Below are 23,405 nucleotides of genomic sequence, written 5' to 3' on the forward strand. Positions count from 1 at the left end.
CAGCCCGAACGGAAGTGGGTGTGGTTGTGAGGTGGCGCGGCGCCGCCGTCAGGCCTTCGCAGCCCGCAGCACATACCCGATGCGCGGGAAGTGCACGTGCACGGTGCCCGCGCGCGGGTCGGTGCGGCGCAGGGTGTAGCGGGTGCGGGTGGCGGCGATCAGCTCGCCCTCGGTCGGCTCGGTGCCGAAGCTCTCGGCGGCGATGGCGACCTGCGAGCCCAGCGGGATGCCATGCTCGTCCTGGAACACATCGTCCATCAGCGGCAGCGGCTCTGCGCCGGCCGCCACGGTGATGGCGTCTTCGGCCGCGAACTTCTCCATGCGCCCGTGGCCCAGCGCGGCCACACGGTCCATCCATTCGAGCACCGCGGGCGTGGCCGCAAAAATGTCGGCCATCACCGGCACGCACTGGCGGGTGAACCACAGCGGGTGGTAAGCAGCAAAGTCGGCAAGACACGGCTCGGCGCCGAACAAAAAGTCATGCTCCTCGGCCATGTGCGCGATGCGGCGCAGGTACGAGCGGTAGGCCGCCGTGGCGTCTGCGGGGCGCAGGCGCTGCATGCCCGCGCTCATCTCGCGGCGGTCTTCGCTGAAGGCCTGGGCCACGTTGGGCGGCAGGTTGGCGAACATGGCCGATGCGCCCTTGGGCTGCAGGTTGTAGGCCATGGCCGCCCAGAACAGGCTGCTGTCGGCCCACTGCGCAAACACCCGGGCCACGCCCTTGAGGTGCGGCGGGTACAGCACGGGCTCGGGCTGCTCGTGCTCCAGCACGTCGCAGATCAATGCGGAGTCGCAGTAGATGTCGGCACCGACCTGCAGGAACGGCGTCTTGCGGTAGCCGCCCGTGAGCGCCACCACATCGGGCTTGGGCGCGATGCTGGGGATGATCACGGACTTCCAGGCCAGCTTCTTGAAGCCCAGCACCAGGCGGATCTTTTCGGAAAACGGCGACGAGGGGTAGTGGTGCAGGATGAGATGGGACATGGGTTTCTCCGCAAAATTCTGTGGGGTGAATCAGATCGGAAGCGCGCGGGCCAAGATGGCGTCCAGGTCCACGCCCGCACCCAGCGTGCCGAAGCTGTAGCCCCAGTCGCCGGCCAGGCGCGAATCGCAGAAGGCACCGAACACGGCGCCGGGTGCACTGCGGTACAGCAGCGCGGCCTGCACGGCCAGGGCCACGTCCTGCGCCAGGCGGCGGGCCTCGGCCTCGGTGGTCATGGCGTCCACGCGCAGGGGCAGCGCGCTGGACAGGCGGTCGAGCGCCGGGTGGGCGCCGCGCGCGGGGGCCAGTTCGTCGGCCAGGGCCGCAGCGGTGTCGGCGCGGCGCACGGCGCGCAGCAGGTCCAGCGCCATGATGTTGCCGGCGCCTTCCCAGATGGAGTTGAGCGGCATCTCGCGGTAGATGCGGGCCATGGTGCCTTCGCCGCCCTCTTCCACGTAGCCGTTGCCGCCCAGGCATTCCATGGCCTCCTGCGCAAACACGCTGCCGCGCTTGCACACCCAGAACTTGGCCACGGGCGTGAGCAGGCGGGCCATGACGGCCTCGTGCTCGCTGGAGGCCTTCTTGTCGAAGGCGCTGGCCAGGCGGATGGACAGTGCGGTGGCGGCCTCGCTCTCCAGCGCCAGGTCGGCCAGCACGTTGCGCATGAGGGGTTGCTCGATGAGCTTCTTGCCAAAGGCCGACCGCTGGCGCGTGTGGTGCAGCGCGATAGTCAGCGCCTGGCGCATGAGGCCGCTGGTGCCCAGGGCGCAGTCCAGCCGCGTCATGGTGCCCATCTCCAGGATCTGCGCCACGCCGCGGCCTTCGTCGCCCACGCGCCAGGCGTTCGCGTCGATGAATTCGACCTCGGAGCTGGCGTTGGCGTGGTTGCCCAGCTTGTCCTTCAGGCGCTGGATGCGGATGCTGTTGAGCACGCCGTTGCGGTCGTCCGGCAGCACGCGCGGCAGGAAGAAGCAGGTCAGCCCGCCGGGCGCCTGCGCCAACACCAGGAAGGCATCGCACATGGGCGCCGAGAAGAACCACTTGTGGCCCGTCAGGCGGTAGCGCGGGCCCCAGGCATCCTCGCCGTCGGCCACGGCCTGGGTGGTATTGGCGCGCACGTCCGACCCGCCCTGCTTCTCGGTCATGCCCATGCCCATGGTGAGCGCGGATTTTTGCGAGAACAAGGCCAGGCGCGGGTCGTATTGCGTGCTGGCCAGGCCCGCGCTCCAGTCGGCCCACACGGCGGTGTTGCCGCGCAGTGCTGGCGTGACCGCATAGCTCATGGAGACCGGGCACAGCACCGAAGGCTCGGCCTCTGTGAACAGCATGAAGCCGGCGGCCCGCTCGGTGTGGGCGTACGCCGCTGCTGCACCCGTGCGCGACCAGGGCGTGGCGTGCAGGCCGTGGCGCAGCGCCGCGCCGATCAGCGCGTGGTAGCTGGGGTGGAACTCCACCACATCGGTGCGGTGGCCGAAGCGGTCATGGGTGTGCAGCTGCGGCTTGTGCGTGTTGGCCAGGCGCGCGTGGGCCTGTATTTCGGCCGAGCCCATCTCTGCGCCCAGGGCCGTGAGGCCGGCCAGCGGCAGCGCGGGGCTGTGCAGGCGCAGCGCATCCTGCAGCGGCTGGTTGGTGGTGAACAGGTTCACATCCGCCCACGGCGTGCTCTGGTTGAACACGTCGTGGGTGCGGGCCAGGCCCGCAGCAGGTGCCGTTGTGGTCATGACGGGCTCCGCAGCATTTCGACGTGGGGGATGTCGTCTTCGAGGTATTCGTCCGACACCGTGACAAAACCCAGGCTGCCGTAGAAGCGCTGCAGGTGCGCCTGGGCGCTGATGCGAATGGCGTGGCCCGGCCACGCCGCGGTGCAGCGGGCGATGCCCTCTTGCATGAGCGCACGGCCCGTGCCGTTGCCGCGCGCCTCCTTGGCGGTGACCACGCGGCCGATGGATGGCTCGGCGTAGTTCACACCCGGGTCTGCCACGCGCAGGCAGGCCTGCAGCACGCCAGCGTCGTCGTAGCCCAGCAGGTGGTGCGACTTCTTGTCGGCGCCGTCCGGGTCCTGGTAGGGGCCCTGCTCCAGGATGAACACCTTGCAGCGCAGGGCCAGCGCGTCGTGCAGCGCGTGCACGCCCAGGTCGTCGAAGCGGGCCCAGGCCCAGCGCAGGTGGGGCGACGGGTTGCTGGTTTCCATCATGCCCATGCTCAGATCAATTTCACGAGCTGCTTGCCGAAGTTCTTGCCCTTGAGCAGGCCCAGGAACGCTTCGGGTGCGGCGGCAATGCCGTCCGCCACAGTCTCGCGCGGGCGCAGCTTGCCGGTGCCAACCAGCGTGCCCAGCTCTTTCAGGGCCTCGGGCCAGACTTCCATGTGCTCGCTCACGATGAAGCCTTCGACCTTCATGCGGTTGATGAGCATGAGCGCAGGGTTGGCCATGGGCAGCGGCGCGCCGTCGTAGCCGGCGATCATCCCGCACAGGGCGATGCGGCTGAAGGCGTTCATGCGCAGCATCACCGCGTCCATGATCCATCCGCCCACGTTCTCGAAATAGCCGTCGATGCCGTTCGGGCAGGCTTCCTTGAGCGCCTTGGACATGGCCTTGACGTCGCTGTGCTGCTTGTAGTCGATGCAGGCGTCGAAGCCCAGTTCCTCTACGGCGTACTTGCATTTTTCAGCACCACCGGCAATGCCTACCGCGCGGCAGCCGCGCGCCTTGGCCAGCGCGGCAAACGCGCTGCCCACGGCGCCGGTGGCGGCGCTCACCACCACGGTGTCGCCTTCCTTGGGGGCGATGATCTTGACCAGGCCATACCAGGCCGTCACGCCGGGCATGCCCACCGCGCCCAGGTAGTGCGACAGCGGCACGTGGGCCGTGTCCACCTTGCGCAGCGCGCCGGGGGCGTTGGCGTCGACCACGCTGTATTCCTGCCAGCCGCCCATGCCCACCACCTTGTCGCCCACGGCGTACTTAGGGTGGCGGCTCTCGGCCACCTCGCCCACGGTGCCGCCGATCATGACCTCGCCCAGGCCCTGCGACGCGGCGTAGCTCTTGCTCTCGTTCATGCGGCCGCGCATGTACGGGTCCAGGCTCAGGTAGTGGTGGCGCACCAGCACCTGGCCGTCCTGCAGCGCAGGCGTGTCGGTGGCGACCAGCTTGAAGTTGCTGGCCACGGCCTCGCCCTGGGGACGGTTGTCGAGAACGATTTGCTGATTGCGTGGCATGGGAAGCTCCTTGAACGTTTGCTACTATATTTATAGCCGCCAGCGCTTATCCATCAAGCGGTAGCGGCCATTTTGACTTGAATTTCGGGCCGACTCAGTCGGTAGAAATCACCTTGAGGCCATTGACGCTGCGGCCGTCCACCGGCAGGCGCTTGACGTACTTGAAGGTGCCGGTGGCGTGGCTGCAGATCTTGCCTTGCGCGTCGTACACCGTGCCTTCGGTGAATGCCATGGTGGCGGTGCGGTGGATGAGCCGCCCCTTGGCCACCAGCGGGCCGCGGGCGGGCTGCATGAAGCTGGTCTTCATCTCGATGGTGACCACGCCCATGTCGGGGGTCTCGCTGCGCGCGGCCGTGGCCATGGTCACGTCCAGCAGCGTCATCGACGCGCCGCCGTGGGTCACGTCGAACGAATTCAGGTGCTCGGGCTTGGCTTCGTAGCGCAGCTCGGATTCGCCCTTCTCCATGCGGTGCAGGGTGAAGCCGAGGTGGCTGACAAAGGGGATCTCGACACCAAATTTCAGCACAGGTAACTCCAGTTTTTGTAGGGAGGCAAAAGCATACGCCTTCGCACTGCCTCGGCGGCACAACCACGGGCATGGCGAGGGCATCGGGTGCACTGCCCACACTGCCCACACTGCCCGCTCCGCCTGCTCCGGCCTGCCCGCCACACGGACGTGCAGGCGGGGCCATCAGCCGCCAGTGACGATGCTCACGCCGCCGTCCACTGCCAGCCACTGGCCGGTGATGTGCTTGCCCGCGTCCGACGCATACAGCGCGCACAGGCCCTTCAGGTCCTCGTCGTCGCCCAGGCGGCCCAGCGGCGCGTGCGCGGCCAGGGCTTCCTCACCCATGGCCTTCAGGGTGCCCACCGTCATCTTGCTCGGGAAGAAGCCCGGGCAGATGGCGTTGACGCGGATGTTGTACTTGCCCCATTCAGCCGCCAGCGCGCGGGTGAAGTTGATCACCGCGCCCTTGGACGTGTTGTAAGCGATGGTGTTCATGCCCTTGGGATTGCCGCCCAGGCCCGCGATGGACGCCACGTTGATGATGCTGCCACTGCGGCGCGCGATCATGCTGTGCTTGGCGATGTGCTGGCTCAGGATGAAATAGCCGCGCACGTTCAGGTTCATCACCTTGTCCCAGGCGTCCACGGGGTGGTCTTCGGCCGGGGCGCCCCAGGCGGCGCCGGCGTTGTTCACCAGGATGTCCACATGGCCCAGGCGCTCCAGGGTTTCGTCGGCCAGGCGGCGGATGTCGGCTTCGTTGGAGCAGTCCGCGGCGATCCAGCGCGCGTCGATGCCGGCGGCCTGCAGGTCGGCCGTGGCTTCTTCCAGGTCGGACGCCTTGCGCGAGCTGAGCACGATCTTGGCGCCCGCCTCGCCCAGCGAATGGGCCAGTTGCAGGCCCAGGCCGCGCGAGCCTCCGGTCACGAGGGCGGTCTTGCCGGTCAGGTCGAACAGTTGCTGGATGGTGCGGGTCATGAAGTGTGTCTCCTTGGGTTTGTGGGTCTGCAGTCCGGGTGCGAACGGCCCGCCCTGCGGGCGTGCGGCCATTCGGCACATGAAATCAAGTCACGCAATGATTGTGCGATGCAACGCGGAGGTGCCATGTCGCGGGAGTGTCGCGGATGGGGCCACGGCATGCAGAGGGCGCTGACCGCTTCATGGCGCAGCGTCTGCCCGCAGGCGCGAGCGCACGCCGATCAGCACCAGCCCCACCACGGCAGCCACCCCGCCCACGGCGATGAGGGTCCAGCCCAGCGCATCGTCCGTGCGCGCCGTGGCGATGCCCAGCACCAGCACCAGCAGGCCGCCGTAGATCAGGGCCCAGATGAGCTGGTGCAGGCGCTGCAGTGCGCGTGGTGTGGCCATGGTCAGAACGCCTCTTCAGGAAAGCTGGCGCAGGTCGCATCGCGGGTGCTCACCACCTGCAGCCACGCGCCGATCTTGGGCAGCTCGTAGTGGAAGAAATAGCGCATGGCGCCCATGCGGCCCACGCTGGCGGGCTGCGCCAGCGCAGCGTCGTCGGCCAGTGTGGCCAGCGCCAGGTCCAGCCACACCCAGGCCAGCACCGTGTGGCCGAAGGCCTGCATGTACGGCACGGCATTGGCCAGCGCATCGGCCGGCTGGCCCGTGGCCCACGCGGCCTTGGTGGCGGCACTGATCTGCTGCAGGGCCGCGCCCAGTGCGTTCGCATGCGCGGCCAGCGCGGGCACCTGGATCGCCCGCTCGATGGTGGCGTTGATGCGCCCGGCCAGCAGCGTAAGGCCGCGTCCGCCTTCCATCAGCACCTTGCGGCCCAGAAGGTCCATGGCCTGGATGCCGTGCGTGCCCTCGTGGATCATGTTCAGGCGGTTGTCGCGCCAGTACTGCTCCACCGGAAAGTCGCGCGTGTAGCCGTAGCCGCCGTGGATCTGGATGGCCAGCGAATTGGCCTCCAGGCAGAACTCGCTGGGCCAGCTCTTGGCGATGGGCGTGAGCACTTCGAGCAGCAAGCGGGCCTCGTCGGCCGCGGCTGCGTCGCCGGTGTGCTGCTCGTCCACCAGACGGGCGCAGAACAGGTTGAGCGCCAGCGCGCCTTCGCCATAAGCCTTCTGGGCCAGCAGCATGCGCTTGACGTCGGCGTGTTCGATGATGCGCACCTGCGGCTGCGCGGCATCCTTGACCACGGCGGCGGGGGCGCCACCGGCCGCGTCCTTGGCGCCCTGCACCGGGCGGCCCTGCGGGCGGTTCTTGGCGTAGTCCAGGCTGGCGTAGTAGCCCGCCAGGCCCAGCATGGTGGCGGCCATGCCGATGCCGATGCGCGCCTCGTTCATCATGTGGAACATGCAGTGCAGGCCCTTGCCCGCCTGCCCCACCAGATAGCCCACGGCGCCGGCCTGCCCGGCCACCGGGAACTTGCCCTCGCCAAAATTCAGCAGCGTGTTGGTGGTGCCGCGCCAGCCCAGCTTGTGGTTCAGGCCCGCCAGCGCCACGTCGTTGCGTTCGCCGGTCAGCTGGCCCTCTACATCGACCATCTTCTTGGGCACGATGAACAGCGAAATGCCGCGCGTGCCGGGCACGAGCTTGCCGTCTGGCCCCGGGATCTTGGCCAGCACCAGGTGCACGATGTTCTCGGTGAGCTCATGGTCGCCCGAGCTGATCCACATCTTGTTGCCCGTGAGGCGATAGCGCGCGCCCAGCGGGTCGGCTTCGAAGTCGCTGCCATCGGGCACGGCGCGCGTGGCCACGTCCGACAGCGACGAGCCCGCCTGCGGCTCGGACAAACACATGGTGCCCGACCAACGCCCGTTGAACTCGTTGAGTGCGAAGACTTCTTTCTGCAGCGCCGTGCCGTGCGCCATCAGCAGGTTGGCGTTGCCCGAGGTCAGCAGGTTGGAGCCGATGCTGATCGACGCCACCGCAAAGAAGCTGTTGGCCGCCGCCTCTACCGTGTAGGGCAGCTGCATGCCGCCGATGTCGTAGTCCTGCGCGGCCGACAGCAGGCCCGATTCGGCGTAGGCCTTGCGGGCCTCGTACGTCGCCGGGGGCAGGATGACCTTCTCGCCGTCGAAGCGCGGCTCCTCGATGTCCACCGTGCGGTTGTGCGGCGCGTACTTCTCGCGCGCGATGCGCTCGCAGGTGTCCAGCACCGCGTCGAAGGTTTCGCGCGAATGGTCAGCGAAACGGCCGCGGGCCGAGAGGCTCTCGGCCTCCAGCCAGTCGTACAGCAAAAAGTCGAGCGTGGAACGCAGGGTCATGAGGTCTCCTTGAATGCTGCATGCCCTGCCCCCTCGCCGGCGCGAGGATCAGCGGGCGGGCAGCGCGATGTTCTTGAAACACCAGTACTCCATGTCCGAATCGGGCTTGGGCTGGCAGCTGGCCTCTCCGAGCTGCAGGCGCGTGGCACCTGCCGGGAGCGGCGGGAAAGTGATCTTCAGAAACTTGGTGCGGCCGGGCTTGACCGTGTCCATCTTCACGTTGCACAGCGTAAGGCCGCTGATCGCACGCTGCGGCAGCACCGCACCGCTGTCCAGGTCCTTGAGCGTGAAGGCATCGGGCGAGCCCGTGGGCTGCGCGCAGGCTTCGAACGCCTCGTCGGTACTGTTCTTCACCACCAGGGTGACGCGGGTCTGCTTGGCATCGAGCACGATCTCCTGCAGCACCACGTCGGCGTCGGACTCCAGCGGCTGCTGGAGCTTGAAGCTCTGTGCGTGGGCACCGCAGGCCACGGCCAGCGCGGAGAGTGCGGTGAGAAATCGAAGTGAAGTGGTGCGACGCATGGGAAAACCGGTGAAAGGAAGAAAAAGTAGAAGGCGGAGACGGCCCGGCACCCTGGGGCGCCAGCAACCGCGGCGGATTCTGCCGCGCGCCGGTGCCGCCGCTGGGGTTTGCGCGCCGCCACAAGGCAACAATTTGTAGCCCCTTCTTCTCAACCCCCTGTCACTGCATCCATGGCCCTGCCGCATTCAGGGACCCGCCACCCGCACGCGCTCGGCGGCCATGTATGTATGTAAGCCCCTCATACAGACCGGCCTTGGGCAAGGCCGGCCCGGTGCGCATGCCGGCAGAGCGCCGGAACGCTATCGGTCAGAACACCTCGAAGACGCCGGCAGCACCCATGCCGCCGCCGATGCACATGGTCACGCACACCTTCTTGGCGCCGCGGCGCTTGCCTTCGATGAGCGCATGGCCCGTGAGGCGCTGGCCCGACACTCCGTAGGGGTGGCCCACGGCGATCGCGCCGCCGTTCACATTCAGGCGGTCGGCCGGGATGCCCAGCTTGTCGCGGCAGTACAGCACCTGCACGGCGAAAGCTTCGTTCAGCTCCCACAGGTCGATGTCCTGCACGGTGAGGCCCAGCTTCTTGAGCACCTTGGGCACCGCGAACACCGGGCCGATGCCCATTTCGTCGGGCTCGCAGCCGGCCACGGCAAAGCCGAGGAAGCGGCCCAGGGGCTTGAGGCCCTTCTTGCTGGCGTACTCTTCACTGGTCACCACGCAGGCGCCTGCGCCGTCGGAGAACTGGCTGGCATTGCCGGCCGAGATCACGCCGCCGGGCAGCGCGGGTCGGATGCCACTGATGCCTTCCTTGGTCGTGCCTTCGCGCGTGCCTTCGTCCTTGCTCACGGTGACCTGCTTGGTGATCAGGCCCAGCGTCTTGTCGGCAATGCCGGCGGTGACGGTGATGGGGGCGATCTCGGCATCGAACAGGCCGGCGGCCTGGGCTGCGCAGGCCTTTTGCTGGCTGGCGGCGCCGTATTCGTCCATCGCGTCGCGGCCGATGTTGTAGCGCTTGGCCACCTGTTCGGCGGTCTGCAGCATGCTCCAGTAGATCTCGGGCTTTTGCTTGGCCAGGGCCAGGTCCTGGATCATGTGCAGGTTCATCTCCTGCTGCACGCAGGAGATGCTTTCCACACCGCCCGCCACGTACACGTCGGCTTCGCCGGCAATGATGCGCTGGGCCGCGGTGGCGATGGTCTGCAGGCCCGACGAGCAAAAGCGGTTGATCGTCATGCCCGACGCCGTGATGGGCAGGCCGGCCTTGAGCGCGATCTGGCGAGCGATGTTGCTGCCCGTGGCGCCTTCCGGCGTGGCGCAGCCCATGATGACGTCGTCGACATCGGCACCGTCGATGCCGGCGCGCTGCACGGCATGCTGCACGGCGTGGCCGCCCAGCGTGGCGCCATGGGTCATGTTGAAGGAGCCCTTCCAGCTCTTGGCGAGCGGCGTGCGGGCGGTGGAGACAATCACTGCGGAGGTCATGGGAAATCCTTTAATCGGTGAACGGGGTGCGCGCCGGTGCTTCGCTTCGTCAATGAGCTTACAAATGAAATGGATGCGTTCTCGTGCCAGGCAAGGCGCAAACCGCAGTCATAGCCAAGCTATGACGAGGATTTGCAACGCAGCATGGTGAGAGAAGGCGCGATTTCATGTACGCGATTTGGCGAAGCGAAGTACCTGGTTTACTGGAAGGCCTTGCCTTCGGCGGCCAGCTTGGCCAGCAGCGGAGCGGGCTTCCAGGCGTTGGCGTCGTCCATGGGGTTCTGGGCAAAGCGGTTCATCGCCTGCACCACGTTGAACAGGCCCACTTCGCTGGCATAGTGCATCGGGCCGCCGCGGTGGATGGGGAAGCCGTAGCCGGTCAGGTACACCATGTCGATGTCGCCGGACTTGCTGGCAATGCCCTCTTCCAGGATGTGCGCGCCTTCGTTCACCAGGGCGAACACCAGGCGCTGCACGATTTCCTCGTCGGAGATCTTGCGGGGCGCCGTGCCCAGGGTCTTGCGGTGCTCTTCGATCATCTTGTTCACCACATCGCTCGGGATCGCGTCGCGCTTGCCGGCCTGGTAGTCGTACCAGCCTGCGCCGGTCTTCTGGCCAAAGCGGCCCAGCTCGCACAGCAGGTCTGCGGTCTTGCTGTACTTCATGTCGGGCTTTTCGCTGTAGCGGCGCTTGCGGATGGCCCAGCCGATGTCGTTGCCGGCCAGGTCGCCCATGCGGAACGGGCCCATGGCAAAGCCGAACTTCTCGATGGCCTTGTCCACCTGCTGGGGCGTGGCGCCTTCGTCCAGCAAAAAGCCGGCTTGCTGGCTGTAGCGCTCGATCATGCGGTTGCCGATGAAGCCGTCGCACACGCCCGAGACCACGGCGGTCTTCTTGATCTTCTTGGCCACGGCCATCACGGTGGCCAGCACGTCCTTGGCGGTGGCCTTGCCACGCACCACTTCCAGCAGCTTCATCACGTTGGCGGGGCTGAAGAAGTGCATGCCCACCACGTCCTGGGGACGCTGGGTGAAGTTGGCGATCTGGTCCACGTCCAGCGTGGAGGTGTTGGAGGCCAGGATGGCGCCGGGCTTGGCCACAGCGTCCAGCTGCTTGAACACGGCTTCCTTCACGCCCATTTCTTCGAACACGGCCTCGATGATCAGGTCGCAGTCCTTGAGCTCGTCGTAGCTGAGCGTGGTGGACAGCAGCGCCATGCGCTGGGCGTACTTGTCTTCTTTGAGCTTGCCCTTCTTGACCTGCGATTCGTAGTTCTTCTTGATGGTGCCGATGCCGCGGTCCAGGGCTTCCTGCTTCATCTCCAGCATCTTGACGGGGATGCCGGCGTTCAGGAAGTTCATGGCGATGCCGCCACCCATGGTGCCCGCACCGATCACGCCCACCAGCTTGATGTCGCGCTTGGGGGTGTCCGACGGCACGTCAGGGATCTTGCTCGCAGCGCGCTCTGCCATGAACAGATGGCGCAGCGCGCGGGACTCGGGGGTCCACATCAGGTTGATGAAGATCTCACGCTCGACCAGCATGCCTTCGGCAAACTTCTTCTTGGTGGCTGCTTCGACCGCGTCCACGCACTTGGCAGGCGCGGGGAAGTTCTTGGCCATGCCCTTGACCATGTTGCGTGCGAACTGGAAGTACGCGTCGCCTTCGGGGTGCTTGCAGGGGAAGTTGCGCACCAGGGGCAGCGGGCGCGCATCGGCCACGCTCTGGGCGAACGCCAGGGCTTCTTCGGCCAGCGACTCGGGCGATGCGGCCAGCTTGTCGAACAGCTTTTGGCCGGGCACGCCGGCAATCAGTTCGCTCTTGACGGGCTCGCCGCTCACGATCAGGTTCAGCGCGGCTTCGACGCCGATCACGCGCGGCAGGCGCTGCGTACCGCCCGCGCCGGGGATCAGGCCCAGCTTGACTTCAGGCAGTGCGATCGAGCAGCCAGGCGCTGCAATGCGGTAGTGGCAGCCCAGCGCCAGCTCCAGGCCGCCGCCCATGGCGACGGTGTGCATGGCGGCGACCACGGGCTTGCCCGAGTTCTCGACGGCGAGGATCACCGACAGCAGGTTGGGCTCTTGCAGCGACTTGTCGGTGCCGAACTCCTTGATGTCCGCACCGCCCGAGAAGGCGCCGCCCGCTCCGGTGATGACGATGGATGTGACCGCTGCATCGGCATTGGCACGGGCCAGGCCGTCCACGATACCTTGGCGGGTGGCCAGGCCCAGCCCGTTGACGGGAGGGTTTGCCAGCGTGATCACGGCAACGGAGCCGTGGACTTTGTATTCAGCGGTCATGGTGCTGTTGTTCCTTGGAGAGTGAAAAAGAACGATCGTGCGTTTTTATTGTAGGTGCTTCGAAACAGTTTGGCGTGTCAATTTGTCCCGGGCGGGACAAGGGGGTTTCAAACATCCCCAGACGAGTAGATTCCGGCGGGCAAAAAAAGAGGCGCCACCTAAGACCGGGCGCCTCGTGGACCGATGCAAAAAAGCGTCCTCAGGCCTCAGCCACGCCCTCAGCGCGCGAAACTGGCGCGCTCCAGGCCAGCGCCCCCGCGCAAGGGCCGCCCCGCCGCGCTGGGGGCGTCCCCCTCCGGGGAAGGCGCCGCAGGCGACTCAGGGGGGCTTCTAAACCTCCAGCCACTCCTTGCGGATGTAGTTGTCGGCCCGCAAGCTATCCGGCGTCCCCTGGAACACGATGGAGCCATGCCCCATCACCAGCGCGCGGTCCGAGATCTTCATCGCGATCGTCAGCTTCTGCTCGATCAGCAGCACCGAGATGCCGCGCGCCTTCAGGGTCTGCAGGTACTGCCCCACCAACTCGACGATCTTGGGCGCCAGGCCCTCGGTGGGCTCGTCGATGATGATCAGGTCGGGGTCGCCCATCAGCGTGCGGCACAGCGTGAGCATCTGCTGCTCGCCGCCGGACATCACGCCCGCCTCGGTGTGCTGGCGCTCCTTGAGGCGCGGGAACATTTCGTACATGTCGTCGAACGTCCAGCGACTGCCCTTGCCGCTGCCCTTTTGCCCCAGCAGCAGGTTCTGGTGCACGGTGAGGTTGGGGAACACGTCGCGGCTCTCGGGCACATAGCCCAGGCCGAGGTGGGCGATCTCGTAGGCCTTCTTGCCGTTCAGGGGCTGGCCCTTCCACTCCAGCGTGCCCTCCCAGTCCACCAGGCCCATGATGGCCTTGGCGGTGGTCGAGCGGCCCGAGCCGTTGCGCCCCAGCAGCGCCACGATCTCGCCGGGCTGGACGTCGAAGCTCACACCATGCAGCACATGGCTCTTGCCGTAGTAGGCGTGGAGGTTGTCAATTTTCAGCATAGTCAATCTCAGTGTCCCGCGCCTTGCTCGTCGGCCACGGACGAACCCAGGTAGGCCTCCTGCACGCGCGCATTGGCGCGCACCTTGTCGGGGGTGTCGAAGGCGATCACCTCTCCATAGACCACCACGGCGATCTTGTCGGCCAGGCCGAACACCACGCCCATGTCGTGCTCCACCGTCAGCAGGGTGCGGCCTTCGGTCACTTCCTTGATGAGGTGGATGAAGCGCGTGGTCTCGCTCTTGCTCATGCCGGCGGTGGGCTCGTCCAGCAGGATCACGTTGGCGCCGCCCGCGATGGTGATGCCGATCTCCAGCGCCCGCTGCTCGGCGTAGGTGAGGTTCATGGCCAGGGTGTCGCGCTTCTTGTCGAGCTTGATCATCTCCATGAGCTCTTTGGCGCGCTGATTGGCGTCGTGCAGGTTCGACAAAAAGCGCAGGAAGGTGTACTTGTAGCCCATGCTCCACAGCACGCCGCAGCGCAGGTTCTCGAACACCGAAAGCTTGGGGAAGATGTTGGTGATCTGAAAGCTGCGCGACAGGCCCTTGCGGTTGATCTCGTACGGCGCCAGGCCGTTGATGCGCTGGCCGTTCAGGATCACGTCGCCGCTGGTGGGCGCAAAGCGCCCGCTGATCAGGTTGAACAGCGTGGACTTGCCAGCGCCGTTCGGGCCGATGATGGCCACGCGCTCGCCAGGAGCCACGACCAGGTTGGCGCCACGGATGATTTCGGTCTTGCCAAAGCTCTTGCGCAGGTCGCGCAGTTCCAGGGCGTAGGCAGGGGTTGCGTTGTCAGCGGCCATGTTCACAGCGCCTCCGTACGCTTGATGTGGTGTTCGATTTCTTCCTGGATGGTGCTCCACTGGCGCACGAACTGGCGGCGGCACAGCTCGAACAGTCCGAAGCCCGTGATCATCACGAAGATGGCGCCTAACCAGCTGGCAAAGCCCTTGGCGTTGAGCGTGGCGCCCAGGAAGGTCAGCTCCGGCCCGAGTGCCGCGTTCAGTTGCAGGTGGTAGGTCATCTCGATCATGCAGGCCGCCCCCAGCACGCCCACCAGCGCGGTGCCGGCCAGCGCCAGGTACGAAGTGCCCAACTGGCGCAGCTTGCCGTATTTGGCCAGGCGCAGGTTCATCATAATCAGGCTGGCGATGCCGCCGGGCGCATACATCACCATGAACAGGAACACCAGGCCCAGGTACAGCAGCCAGGCCTTGGACAGCTCGGACAGCAGCACCGAGGCCAGCACCAGCAGCACCGCACCGATGATGGGGCCGAAGAAGAACGTGGCCCCGCCCAGGAAGGTGAACAGCAGGTAGCCGCCCGAGCGGATCACGCTCAGACTGTCGGCGCCCGTGATGATCTCGAAGTTGATGGTGGCCAGGCCCCCGCCGATGCCCGCGAAGAAGCCCGCAATGATGAACGCGAAGTAGCGCACGCGCTGCGTGTTGTAGCCGATGAACTCCACACGCTCGGGGTTGTCGCGCACCGCATTCAGGATGCGGCCGAGCGGCGTGCCGGTGAAGGCGAACATCGCCGCGGTGCACACGAAGCAGTACGCTGCAATCAGGTAGTACACCTGCATGCCCGAGCCAAAGTTCAGGCCGAAGAAGGCCTTGCCGTACGTGCGGTCGGTGGTGATGCCGCCTTCGCCTCCGAAGAACTCGGGGAACATCAGCGCCATGGACGCCACCAGCTCGCCGATGCCGAGCGTGATCATGGCGAAGGTGGTGCCCGACTTCTTGGTGGTGACAAAGCCCAGGATGATGGCGAAAAACGCCCCGGCCAGCCCCCCTACCAGCGGGATGAGCACCAGCGGGATGTTGACCGTGCCCTTGGTTGCCATGTTCATCGCATGGATGGCGATGAACGAGCCGAGACCCGTGTACACCGCATGCCCGAAGCTCAACATGCCGCCCTGCCCCAGCAGGATGTTGTACGACAGGCAGATGATGATCAGGTAGCCGATCTGCGACAGCATCGTCAGCGCCAAGCTGCTGCGAAACAGCATGGGCGCGACGATGAGCATGGCCGCGAACAGCGTCCAGATGACGAAGCGGCCCACGTTCCAGGGCTTGAACCGGTAGTAGGAACTGGCGCCGGAGCCAGTGGTGGTAGGTGTCGAATTGGAATTCATGGCTTCAGTCCTCCCGGGTACCCAGCAGGCCCTTGGGCCTGAAGATCAGGATCAGCACGAGGAACAGGTACGGCAGGATGGGGGCCACTTGTGAAATGGTGAGTTTGAGCAGCGGGTAGCCAAAGGTCTGGTCGGTAACGGCCACGCCCACCGCCTTGAACACATGGATGAGCGAGTAGTCGAGCGCCACGGCAAAGGTCTGCACCAGCCCGATGAGCAGTGACGCAAGGAACGCCCCCGCCAGCGAGCCCATGCCGCCCACCACCACCACCACGAAGATGATGGAGCCCACCGACGCCGCCATGGCGGGCTCGGTGACGTAGGTGTTGCCGCCGATCACGCCGGCCAGGCCCGCCAGGGCCGCACCGCCGCCGAACACCAGCATGAACACGCGCGGCACGTTGTGGCCCAGCGCCTCGACCATGTGCGGGTACTTGAGCGCCGCCTGGATCACCAAGCCGATGCGCGTGCGGGTGAGCAGCAGCCACACCGACACCAGCATCAGCAGCGCCACCAGCATCACGAACGAGCGCGACTTGGGGAACTGCGTGCCATACAGCGTGAACAGGGGACCCTGCAGTTGCGTGGGCAGGCCGTAGGGCACCGTCGAGCGGCCCCACACCAGCTGCACCACTTCCAGAATGAGGTACGAGAGCCCGAACGTGACGAGCAGCTCCGGCACGTGGCCAAACTTGTGCACGCGGCGCAGGCAATAGCGCTCGAACGCGGCGCCCAGTGCAAACACCGCCAGCGGCGCAAGCACCAGCGCCGGCCAGAAGCCCACCACGCCGGAGATGGTGAACGCGAAATAGGCACCCAGCATGTAAAAGCTGGTGTGCGCAAAATTGAGCACACCCATCATGCTGAAGATCAGCGTGAGGCCCGAGCTGAGCATGAACAGCAGGAGCCCGTAGCTCACTCCGTTCAGCAGCGAGATCACGAAAAACTCAGAATTCATTGGAATTTTTCACTGCAGGGGTAAAAAAAAGGCCCGAGTGGTCGGGCCTCGAAGCGATGCAACACAGGACCGTGTTTACGGACGCTTCATCTGGCACGACGAGGGCGTGCTGGCCACATAGGGCTCGTAGTACTTCACCGGCACGAAGGTGTAGCCGGTGTTCTCCGAATCGAGCGGGTACTTGCCGCCGGCCTTCTCCCACTTGGAGATGAACAGGCCTTGCTGCAGCTGGTGGTCCGTCTTGCGCATCTCGACTTCGCCGTTGAAGCTCTTGAACTTCATGCCTTCGAACACCGCGGCCACCTTGACGGGGTCGGTGGACTTGGCCTTGGCAAAGCCTTCGGACAGCATGGTGAAGGCGTGGTAGACCGCACCGGTGTACATGTCGTCGTTGAACTTCTTCTTGTAGTCCACCACGATCTTGTTGATCTCGCCGGGCAGGTTCATGTGGGCGTAGGCCACCATGTACACACGGCCTGCGGCGGCCGAGCCCATCGCGGTGGGGCTGCCGGTGACCGAGCCGTAGTAGGTGTAGAAGTTGACGTTGTTCAGGCCCGCATCGTTGGCGGCCTTGATGAGCAGCGCCAGGTCCGAGCCCCAGTTGCCGGTGATCACGCTGTCGGCGCCCGACTGCTTGATCTTGGCGATGTAGGGCGCGAAGTCGCGCACCTGGGCCAGGGGGTGCAGGTCGTCGCCGACGAACTGCACGTCAGGACGCTTGCGGCCCATCATTTCCTTGGCGTACTTGGCGACCTGGTGGCCGTGCGCGTAGTTCTGGTTGATCAGATAGACCTTCTTGACCTCGGGCATGTCCTTCATGTACGTGGTCAGGGCTTCCATCTTCATGGAGGTGTCCGCGTCCAGGCGGAAGTGCCAGTAGCTGCACTTGCTGTTGGTCAGGTCTGGGTCCACCGCAGCGTAGTTCAGGAAGAGGACTTCCTTGCCGGGGTTGCGGGCGTTGTGCTTTTCCAGCGCGTCCATGATGGCCAGGGCCGGGCCGGAGCCGTTGCCCTGCACCACGTAGCGTGCGCCCTGGTCCATGGCCGAGCGCAGCGCGCTGGTGGTCTCTTGCGGGCTGAGCTTGTTGTCGATGCCGATGATCTCGTACTTGACCCCTGCGGCGTTCTTCTTGTTGAACTCTTCAGCGATGAACTGGAAGCTCTTGAGCTGGTTGGTCCCCACGGCCGCCATCAGGCCGGAAAGCGGGTCGAGCCAGGCGATCTTGACGGTCTCGCCCTTTTGAGCGAACGCCCCGCCAGCACTTGCCAGGATTACCGAGGCTGCTACAGCCTTAATAGCGAACTTCATGGTCTTGTCTCCTTGTAAATATATAAAACGCAGCGTACCGCGTTGCAACAAAGCGATGCTCAGGGATTGCCCCTACCAGCGTCGCACACGCGACTGGCCCCGCGCTCCCCCGAGCGCGGGGCACGTGTTCATCACAAACCCGGAAGCTTGTAATCCTTCAATTGCTCGCGCAATCTGGTCTTGAGCATCTTGCCGGTGGCGCCCAGCGGAATGGCCTCGACGAACACGACGTCATCGGGGATCTGCCACTTGGCGGTCTTGCCCTCGTAGAAGGCGAGCAGCTCTTCGCGGGTGACCTCGGTGCCGGGCCGCTTGACCACCGCGACGATGGGGCGCTCGTCCCACTTGGGGTGCGGCATGCCCACGCAGGCAGCCATGGCAATTGAAGGGTGCGCCATCGCGATGTTCTCGATGTCGATGGAGCTGATCCACTCGCCGCCGGACTTGATCACGTCCTTGCTGCGGTCGGTGATCTGCATGAAGCCGTCGGCGTCGATGGTGGCCACGTCGCCCGTGGGGAACCAGCCGCGGCCCTGCGCGTCCTTGACGAGCGGGTTGCCGCCCTCGCCCTTGAAGTAGCTGTCCACGATCCACGGGCCCTTGACCAGCAGGTCGCCGTAGGTCTTGCCGTCCCACGGCAGTTCCGCCCCGTCGCCGCCTACGATCTTCATGTCCACGCCGTAGATCGCGCGGCCCTGCTTTTGCAGGACCTTCATCTGCTCGTCCTTGGACAGCGCCAGGTGCTTGTTCTTCAGGGTGCACAGCGTGCCCAGCGGGCTCATCTCGGTCATGCCCCAGGCGTGCAGCACCTCCACACCGTAGTCTTCCTTGAACGCATGGATCATGGCGGGCGGGCAGGCCGAGCCGCCGATGACGGTGCGGCGCAGCGTGGAGAACTTGAGGCCCGCGGGCTTCATGTGGCCGAGCATCATCTGCCACACGGTGGGCACGCCCGCGGCGTAGGTCACCTTCTCGGCTTCGATGAGTTCGTAGATGGACTTGCCGTCCATGGCCGGGCCCGGGAACACCAGCTTGCAGCCCGTGAGCGCGGCCGAGTACGGAATGCCCCAGGCGTTGACGTGGAACATGGGCACCACCGGCAGCACCGAGTCGCGTGCCGACAGGCACATCACGTCGGGCAGCGCCGCGGCGTAGGCGTGCAGCGTGGTGGAGCGGTGGCTGTACAGCGCGGCCTTGGGGTTGCCCGTGGTGCCGCTCGTGTAGCACATGCTGGACGCGGAGTTCTCGTCGAACTCGGGCCAGGCGTAGTCGGGCGCATAGGCGCCGATCCACTCTTCGTAGCTGGCCAGTCCCGGCACGCCGGAGTCTGCCGGCAGCTTGTCCGCATCGCACAGCGCTACCCACTTCTTCACCGTGGGGCACTTGGCGTGCACGGCCTGCACCAGGGGCAGGAAGGTCAGGTCAAAGCACAGCACCTGGTCTTCGGCGTGGTTGACGATCCAGGCGATCTGGTCGGGGTGCAGGCGCGGGTTGACGGTGTGCAGCACGCGGCCCGAGCCGGAGACGCCGAAGTACATCTCCATGTGGCGGTAGCCGTTCCAGGCCAGCGTGGCCACGCGGTCGCTGAACTGCAGCTTCAGGGCATCCAGCGCATGGGCCAGGCGGCGCGCACGCGCCCCGAGGTCTCGGTACGTGTAGCGGTGGATGTCGCCCTCGACCCGGCGCGAGACGATTTCAGCGTCGCCATGGTGGCGCTCGGCGAACTCGATCAGCGACGAAATCAAGAGCGGTTGGCTCTGCATCAGACCCAGCATGGGGGCTCCTTGGATGTGGTGGTGAATGGAAAGATCATCGTAGCGCGGTGCGGGCCTTCGGACGTGTCACGCTGGTGGTGAAAACCCGCAGTCCGCGGCGCGCATTCCATCGGGGCAAGGGCAGTGTGCGCCGCAGGCGCGGGCTTGCCAACACCTGTCGCCCCGTTGACAAACGCACAGGGAATACCCTGCATGGCTTCTGAACCCGGGACAATGCGGCGCATGCTCTGCTTTGCGCCCACCGCCCAGCGTTTCATCGAAGCCCAGCCCTGGTTCGCCAGCGTGCCCGCAGCCCTGCAGGAGCGGCTGCGGGCCGAGGTGTTCTCCATCCAGGGCGACAAGGGCGCGGTGATGATGCCCGCCGGCAGCGCCGTGCAGGGCTGGTACGCCGTGCTGTCTGGCCTGGTGATGCTGCAAAGCCCGGCCAGCAAGGGCCGCTCGTCGGCGTTCATCGGCGTGCCCGACGGCGAGTGGTTCGGCGAAGGCTCGGCCATGAAGCCCGAGCCGCGCAAGTACAACGTGGTCGCACTGCGGCCCACCACCTTGCTGTGCCTGCCGCTGCCGCTGTTCAACGCGCTGCGCGAGACGCACCTGGGCTTCAACCAGTTCCTGGTGCTGCACCTGAACATGCGCCTGGGCCAGGCCATGACCATCATCGAGGCGGGCCGCACGCAGTCCACCGAGCACCGCGTGACGCTGTACCTGAGCCGGCTGTTCTGGCGCAGCACGCGCCGGCTCAACCTCACGCAGGACGAGCTGGGCCAGTTGGTCGGCCTGTCGCGCCAGACGGTGAACCGCGTGCTGCAAACGCTGGAAGGGCTGGGCATCGTGTCTCTGGACTTCGGCAAGGTGGCCATCGTGGATGACGACGCACTGAGTGCATACCTTGCCGCCACCGTGGCATCCTGAACGGACATGGGCTTGGACATCACCGGGCAGGCTGACTGAACACGCTTACTGAACGCTGAGGCGCGCAGCCTTCTGGTCCGCGTCGAAGATGAACCTGCGCGGCCAGGCCTGCCACTCCTGCCCCAGGCCGGCGTGGTTGGGGTTGCCGGTGTGCACGAAGGCACGCACGCCGTCCATCATCACGCCCGACAGGGCCAGGCGTCCCGGCTGGTTGGCGGTGCTGTTGGCGGCCTTGGCCAGCAGCGAAGGGCCGAAGTTGCCGAACACGAACGGCAGATCGAAGCCGTGGGCTGCGCCGTACACATCGTTCCAGGGCGCGGGCTGCTGGGCCCAGTTGAACTGGTAGCTCCAGACGTCGGCCTGGTGGGTGCGCAGCGTGTTGAGCAGGTTGTCGCGGCTCGGGTCGATGAAAGCGGCGCCCAGCAGCTTCATGCGGGCGTTGTAGCCGGTGACCGGCGCGGTGACGGGCAGGTACGACGCGTCGATGACGTCGGCCGCGGTGAGCGCGGTGGGCGCATCGGGGTTGAAGCTTTGCGTCATCGCAAAGCGCTCGGCGTCGCTGATCTTCATGCCGGGCTTGCCGCCCAGCAGTGCGAGGAAGGGCGCGAAGAGCTTGGCCTCGTCCAGCGTGTAACCCGACAGCACCGGCACCTTGTGGTAGCGCCCTGCCCCGATGGCGGCGATCGGGTCGACCGGAATCACCACGCCATCCGGGATGGGACCCGAGCCCGTAAGGCCGCCTTTGAGCACGGTCTGCAGCACCACGCGGCCGTCCTTGCCGCGCAGGTAGCTGGCGGTGTGCGCGGGCGTCCAGCCGGACACCAGCACAGCCGCCGCTGCCGCGTCGGGCGCCAGCCCGTCGGCCACTGCCAGGGCCGCCAGCAATGCCCCCGCCTGCGCCGCGTATTTGCTGGCCGGGTTGAGCGTGGGGATGGTGCCTGCGGGCAGGTTGGTGGGCAGCGAGATGCCGGCGCTGACCGGCAGTGCCTTGTGGAACAAACCTGCGGCTGCCGGTGCGGTCAGCAGGGCCAGCACATTGGTGGCACCCGCCGACTGCCCCATCAGCGTGACGTTGCCCGCGTTGCCGCCAAAGCGGCCGATGTTGTCCTGGATGAAGCGCAGCGCCTGGATGTTGTCCAGCAGCGCGTAGTTGCCGCTGTACGCCTGGCTGCCGGTGTGCAGCGCGGGCAGCTGAAAGAAGCCCATCACATCGAGCCGGTAGTTGGCCGTGACGACCACCGCGTTGGCCTTGCGCGCCAGCGCCGCGCCGTCGTACACCGGGTCGGCCGTGTAGCCCGATATGCCGCTGCCGCCGTGCAGGAACAGCAGCACGGGCAGGTTGTTGTCTCCGTTGGCCGGGCGCCAGATGTTCAGGGTCAGGCAGTCTTCGTTGCCCACGGGGGTGCCCAGGGTCTGGCCGATGGTGTCGTCAAAGCGGTTGTTGGCGCCGGGGCCGTACAGGCGCCCCATCTGCAGGCAGGCGCTGCCAAACCGCGTGGCATCGCGCTCGCCCGTCCAGGCTGCGGGCTCTGCGGGCGGTTGCCAGCGCAGGTCGCCCACGGGGGGCTTGGCAAACGGCAGGCCCTTCCAGGCGTAGGTGCCGGTGGTGGCGCTGTCGTCGGTGCCGCGCACCGCGCCGTAGCGGGTCTCGCGCAGCTCGGGTGGCGTGCCACTGGAGCCGCCGCAGGCCGTACCCATCAATGCTGCCAGCACGGCGGCGCCAAAGCGCACGCGGCGTTGAAAATCAGCCATGTCTTGTCTCCTTGGGGGTTTTCAGGAATGGGTCGGGCCTCTCTGAAGCGTCACACTTGCGGCAGGGCCAAACCTCAGCGACGATTGTGTGAACGCATCGCCATCGGCCCACTATCGCAACCGTGCCAAAACAGTGACTTCAGAACACCACCCTCGCGTTAACCCTGACCCGGCAGCCCGGCCATGACACCGCGCACCAGCTCCGCCGCGTGGGTTCGCGGCATTGCGGACATGTTTGCAGCCGAAGGCCTGCCTGCCGCAGACCTGTGCACTGAAGCGGGCATCGACCTGCCCGCCCTGCTGCAGCAGCAGACCCGCGTGGATGTGGACCGCGTAAGCCGCCTGTGGGAGGCCGCCGCGGCGCGGTACGGCCAGCCCGGCCTGGGCCTGGAGCGGGACCTGGCGGCGCGCTACGGCAATGTGGACCTGGTGGGCTATGCGCTGGCCTCCGGGCCCAACCTGATGGTGGGGTTTGAGCACCTGCAGCGGCAGATGGCGCTGATATCGGACGCCACCACCTTCGAGATGCAGCGCGACCCGCGCGGCCAGGGCTACTGGCTGGCGATCAGCCACATAGGCGCCACCCGGCCCATCCCGCGCCAGCGCATCGAGTTCGCGGTGCTGACCTTGTTCATGCTGTGCGGCTGGCTGACCCGGCGCGATATGGTGCCGCTGGCGGTGCAGTTGACCACGCCGCTGCCGCAGGACGATGCCCGCTACCGTACGGCGTTCGGCCTGTTGCCGCAGTTCGGGCAGGGGGCCAACCGGTTCCTGCTGTCAGACGCCGATCTGCTGGCGCCCATACCCACTCACAACCCCAGCCTGTGGGCGCTGCACGAGCGCATGGTGGAGTCGGAGCTGGACCAGCTCGGCCAGACGCTGGCCAGTACCAAGGTGCGCACCGAGATTGCGCGCGTGCTGCACCTGGGCGAGCCGCGGCGCGAAGACATCGCTGCGCGACTGCACCTGACCGACCGCACGCTGCAGCGGCGTCTGCAGGCCGAATCCGTGAGCTACCAGCAGCTGCTGGACGACACACGCTGCGAGCTGGCGCGCCAGCACCTGAGCGATGCGCGGCGCACCCTGGGCGAGATCTCCGACCTGCTGGGCTTTGCGGACCAGAGCAACCTGTTTCGCGCCTGCAAGCGCTGGTTCGGCATGCCGCCCGGCCAGTACCGCGCGCAGGTGCTGCAGCCCGAGCCCGAAGCCGCGTCCTGACAAGGGGGATGGCCAAGGCAGAGCAAGCCAGGGGCCTGTGTGTCGTGGCCCATGGCCCTGTCGGCTCGGGGGCATCGA

At 66.4% G+C, this 23,405-nt stretch carries 20 protein-coding genes; 2 read left to right on the forward strand and 18 right to left on the reverse strand.

Going from position 1 to position 23,405, the window contains the following annotated elements; all coding sequences use genetic code 11:
* Positions 1–48: 48 nt before the first annotated feature.
* The 17 genes from ACSQ3N_RS15220 to ACSQ3N_RS15300 form a co-directional block, all read right to left on the reverse strand.
* Positions 49–984: a glutathione S-transferase family protein gene (locus ACSQ3N_RS15220; RefSeq protein ID WP_056165432.1), complete on the reverse strand. Its 936-nt coding sequence runs from the start codon at positions 982–984 to the stop codon at positions 49–51.
* 30 nt (positions 985–1,014) lie between these two features.
* Positions 1,015–2,703, reverse strand: a complete 1,689-nt coding sequence (locus ACSQ3N_RS15225) for an acyl-CoA dehydrogenase family protein (protein WP_056165430.1) — start codon at positions 2,701–2,703, stop codon at positions 1,015–1,017.
* Positions 2,700–3,182 carry a GNAT family N-acetyltransferase gene (locus ACSQ3N_RS15230; RefSeq protein ID WP_436146706.1) on the reverse strand — a complete coding sequence of 161 codons (483 nt, stop codon included), beginning with the start codon at positions 3,180–3,182 and terminating at the stop codon, positions 2,700–2,702. The genes ACSQ3N_RS15225 and ACSQ3N_RS15230 overlap by 4 nt, the downstream gene beginning before the upstream one ends.
* A gap of 2 nt (positions 3,183–3,184) precedes the next feature.
* A complete protein-coding gene (locus ACSQ3N_RS15235; RefSeq protein WP_056419471.1) occupies positions 3,185–4,201 on the reverse strand; it encodes an NADP-dependent oxidoreductase in 1,017 nt (338 codons plus the stop codon).
* Positions 4,202–4,295: 94 nt separating this feature from the next.
* The gene (locus ACSQ3N_RS15240) at positions 4,296–4,727 is read right to left on the reverse strand and encodes a PaaI family thioesterase (protein ID WP_082485809.1); all 432 of its coding nucleotides are present in this window, start codon (positions 4,725–4,727) and stop codon (positions 4,296–4,298) included.
* Positions 4,728–4,892: 165 nt separating this feature from the next.
* On the reverse strand, positions 4,893–5,684 hold the full coding sequence (locus ACSQ3N_RS15245; protein ID WP_056165426.1) for an SDR family oxidoreductase: 792 nt from the start codon (positions 5,682–5,684) through the stop codon (positions 4,893–4,895).
* A gap of 180 nt (positions 5,685–5,864) precedes the next feature.
* Positions 5,865–6,074 (reverse strand): hypothetical protein, encoded by a 210-nt coding sequence (locus ACSQ3N_RS15250; RefSeq protein WP_056419469.1) that lies wholly within the window; start codon positions 6,072–6,074, stop codon positions 5,865–5,867.
* 2 nt (positions 6,075–6,076) lie between these two features.
* Positions 6,077–7,942, reverse strand: coding sequence for an acyl-CoA dehydrogenase (locus ACSQ3N_RS15255; protein ID WP_436146707.1), 1,866 nt, complete (start codon positions 7,940–7,942; stop codon positions 6,077–6,079).
* A gap of 48 nt (positions 7,943–7,990) precedes the next feature.
* Positions 7,991–8,464: a hypothetical protein gene (locus ACSQ3N_RS15260; protein ID WP_056165421.1), complete on the reverse strand. Its 474-nt coding sequence runs from the start codon at positions 8,462–8,464 to the stop codon at positions 7,991–7,993.
* Positions 8,465–8,771: 307 nt separating this feature from the next.
* The gene (locus tag ACSQ3N_RS15265; protein ID WP_056165419.1) at positions 8,772–9,947 is read right to left on the reverse strand and encodes an acetyl-CoA C-acyltransferase; all 1,176 of its coding nucleotides are present in this window, start codon (positions 9,945–9,947) and stop codon (positions 8,772–8,774) included.
* Between the two features lie 200 nt (positions 9,948–10,147).
* Complete coding sequence (locus tag ACSQ3N_RS15270; RefSeq protein ID WP_056165417.1) at positions 10,148–12,247, reverse strand: 3-hydroxyacyl-CoA dehydrogenase NAD-binding domain-containing protein; 2,100 nt, start codon at positions 12,245–12,247, stop codon at positions 10,148–10,150.
* Positions 12,248–12,577: 330 nt separating this feature from the next.
* A complete protein-coding gene (locus ACSQ3N_RS15275) occupies positions 12,578–13,273 on the reverse strand; it encodes an ABC transporter ATP-binding protein (protein ID WP_436146708.1) in 696 nt (231 codons plus the stop codon).
* 8 nt (positions 13,274–13,281) lie between these two features.
* Positions 13,282–14,073: an ABC transporter ATP-binding protein gene (locus ACSQ3N_RS15280; RefSeq protein ID WP_436146709.1), complete on the reverse strand. Its 792-nt coding sequence runs from the start codon at positions 14,071–14,073 to the stop codon at positions 13,282–13,284.
* Between the two features lie 2 nt (positions 14,074–14,075).
* Positions 14,076–15,407: a branched-chain amino acid ABC transporter permease gene (locus ACSQ3N_RS15285; protein ID WP_436146710.1), complete on the reverse strand. Its 1,332-nt coding sequence runs from the start codon at positions 15,405–15,407 to the stop codon at positions 14,076–14,078.
* A gap of 4 nt (positions 15,408–15,411) precedes the next feature.
* Positions 15,412–16,365 (reverse strand): branched-chain amino acid ABC transporter permease, encoded by a 954-nt coding sequence (locus tag ACSQ3N_RS15290; protein WP_436146711.1) that lies wholly within the window; start codon positions 16,363–16,365, stop codon positions 15,412–15,414.
* Positions 16,366–16,440: 75 nt separating this feature from the next.
* A complete protein-coding gene (locus ACSQ3N_RS15295) occupies positions 16,441–17,673 on the reverse strand; it encodes a branched-chain amino acid ABC transporter substrate-binding protein (protein ID WP_056165409.1) in 1,233 nt (410 codons plus the stop codon).
* Between the two features lie 131 nt (positions 17,674–17,804).
* Positions 17,805–19,448 carry a 3-(methylthio)propionyl-CoA ligase gene (locus tag ACSQ3N_RS15300; RefSeq protein ID WP_056419451.1) on the reverse strand — a complete coding sequence of 548 codons (1,644 nt, stop codon included), beginning with the start codon at positions 19,446–19,448 and terminating at the stop codon, positions 17,805–17,807.
* A 222-nt stretch (positions 19,449–19,670) separates the two neighbouring features.
* Between ACSQ3N_RS15300 and ACSQ3N_RS15305 the strand changes: the two genes are divergently transcribed.
* Positions 19,671–20,357, forward strand: coding sequence for a Crp/Fnr family transcriptional regulator (locus ACSQ3N_RS15305; RefSeq protein WP_056166426.1), 687 nt, complete (start codon positions 19,671–19,673; stop codon positions 20,355–20,357).
* A 45-nt stretch (positions 20,358–20,402) separates the two neighbouring features.
* Here ACSQ3N_RS15305 and ACSQ3N_RS15310 read toward each other — a convergent pair whose 3' ends face one another.
* Positions 20,403–22,109: a carboxylesterase/lipase family protein gene (locus ACSQ3N_RS15310; RefSeq protein WP_056165404.1), complete on the reverse strand. Its 1,707-nt coding sequence runs from the start codon at positions 22,107–22,109 to the stop codon at positions 20,403–20,405.
* Between the two features lie 183 nt (positions 22,110–22,292).
* Here ACSQ3N_RS15310 and ACSQ3N_RS15315 point away from each other — a divergent pair, with 183 nt between their 5' ends.
* Complete coding sequence (locus ACSQ3N_RS15315; protein ID WP_056165402.1) at positions 22,293–23,327, forward strand: AraC family transcriptional regulator; 1,035 nt, start codon at positions 22,293–22,295, stop codon at positions 23,325–23,327.
* The last annotated feature ends 78 nt before the right edge of the window (positions 23,328–23,405 follow it).

This window comes from Acidovorax sp. LjRoot194, from assembly GCF_964253015.1.
Taxonomy (GTDB): Bacteria; Pseudomonadota; Gammaproteobacteria; order Burkholderiales; family Burkholderiaceae_C; genus Acidovorax.

Coding starts and splice junctions, on each gene's coding strand:
- ACSQ3N_RS15220 (WP_056165432.1), bottom strand. CDS start 984: ATGTCCCATCTCATCCTGCACCACTACCCCTCGTCGCCGTTTTCCGAA.
- ACSQ3N_RS15305 (WP_056166426.1), top strand. CDS start 19,671: ATGCTCTGCTTTGCGCCCACCGCCCAGCGTTTCATCGAAGCCCAGCCC.
- ACSQ3N_RS15315 (WP_056165402.1), top strand. CDS start 22,293: ATGACACCGCGCACCAGCTCCGCCGCGTGGGTTCGCGGCATTGCGGAC.
- ACSQ3N_RS15235 (WP_056419471.1), bottom strand. CDS start 4,201: ATGCCACGCAATCAGCAAATCGTTCTCGACAACCGTCCCCAGGGCGAG.
- ACSQ3N_RS15255 (WP_436146707.1), bottom strand. CDS start 7,942: ATGACCCTGCGTTCCACGCTCGACTTTTTGCTGTACGACTGGCTGGAG.
- ACSQ3N_RS15265 (WP_056165419.1), bottom strand. CDS start 9,947: ATGACCTCCGCAGTGATTGTCTCCACCGCCCGCACGCCGCTCGCCAAG.
- ACSQ3N_RS15290 (WP_436146711.1), bottom strand. CDS start 16,365: ATGAATTCTGAGTTTTTCGTGATCTCGCTGCTGAACGGAGTGAGCTAC.
- ACSQ3N_RS15295 (WP_056165409.1), bottom strand. CDS start 17,673: ATGAAGTTCGCTATTAAGGCTGTAGCAGCCTCGGTAATCCTGGCAAGT.
- ACSQ3N_RS15280 (WP_436146709.1), bottom strand. CDS start 14,073: ATGGCCGCTGACAACGCAACCCCTGCCTACGCCCTGGAACTGCGCGAC.
- ACSQ3N_RS15250 (WP_056419469.1), bottom strand. CDS start 6,074: ATGGCCACACCACGCGCACTGCAGCGCCTGCACCAGCTCATCTGGGCC.
- ACSQ3N_RS15310 (WP_056165404.1), bottom strand. CDS start 22,109: ATGGCTGATTTTCAACGCCGCGTGCGCTTTGGCGCCGCCGTGCTGGCA.
- ACSQ3N_RS15230 (WP_436146706.1), bottom strand. CDS start 3,182: ATGGGCATGATGGAAACCAGCAACCCGTCGCCCCACCTGCGCTGGGCC.
- ACSQ3N_RS15275 (WP_436146708.1), bottom strand. CDS start 13,273: ATGCTGAAAATTGACAACCTCCACGCCTACTACGGCAAGAGCCATGTG.
- ACSQ3N_RS15260 (WP_056165421.1), bottom strand. CDS start 8,464: ATGCGTCGCACCACTTCACTTCGATTTCTCACCGCACTCTCCGCGCTG.
- ACSQ3N_RS15225 (WP_056165430.1), bottom strand. CDS start 2,703: ATGACCACAACGGCACCTGCTGCGGGCCTGGCCCGCACCCACGACGTG.
- ACSQ3N_RS15270 (WP_056165417.1), bottom strand. CDS start 12,247: ATGACCGCTGAATACAAAGTCCACGGCTCCGTTGCCGTGATCACGCTG.
- ACSQ3N_RS15300 (WP_056419451.1), bottom strand. CDS start 19,448: ATGCTGGGTCTGATGCAGAGCCAACCGCTCTTGATTTCGTCGCTGATC.
- ACSQ3N_RS15245 (WP_056165426.1), bottom strand. CDS start 5,684: ATGACCCGCACCATCCAGCAACTGTTCGACCTGACCGGCAAGACCGCC.
- ACSQ3N_RS15285 (WP_436146710.1), bottom strand. CDS start 15,407: ATGAATTCCAATTCGACACCTACCACCACTGGCTCCGGCGCCAGTTCC.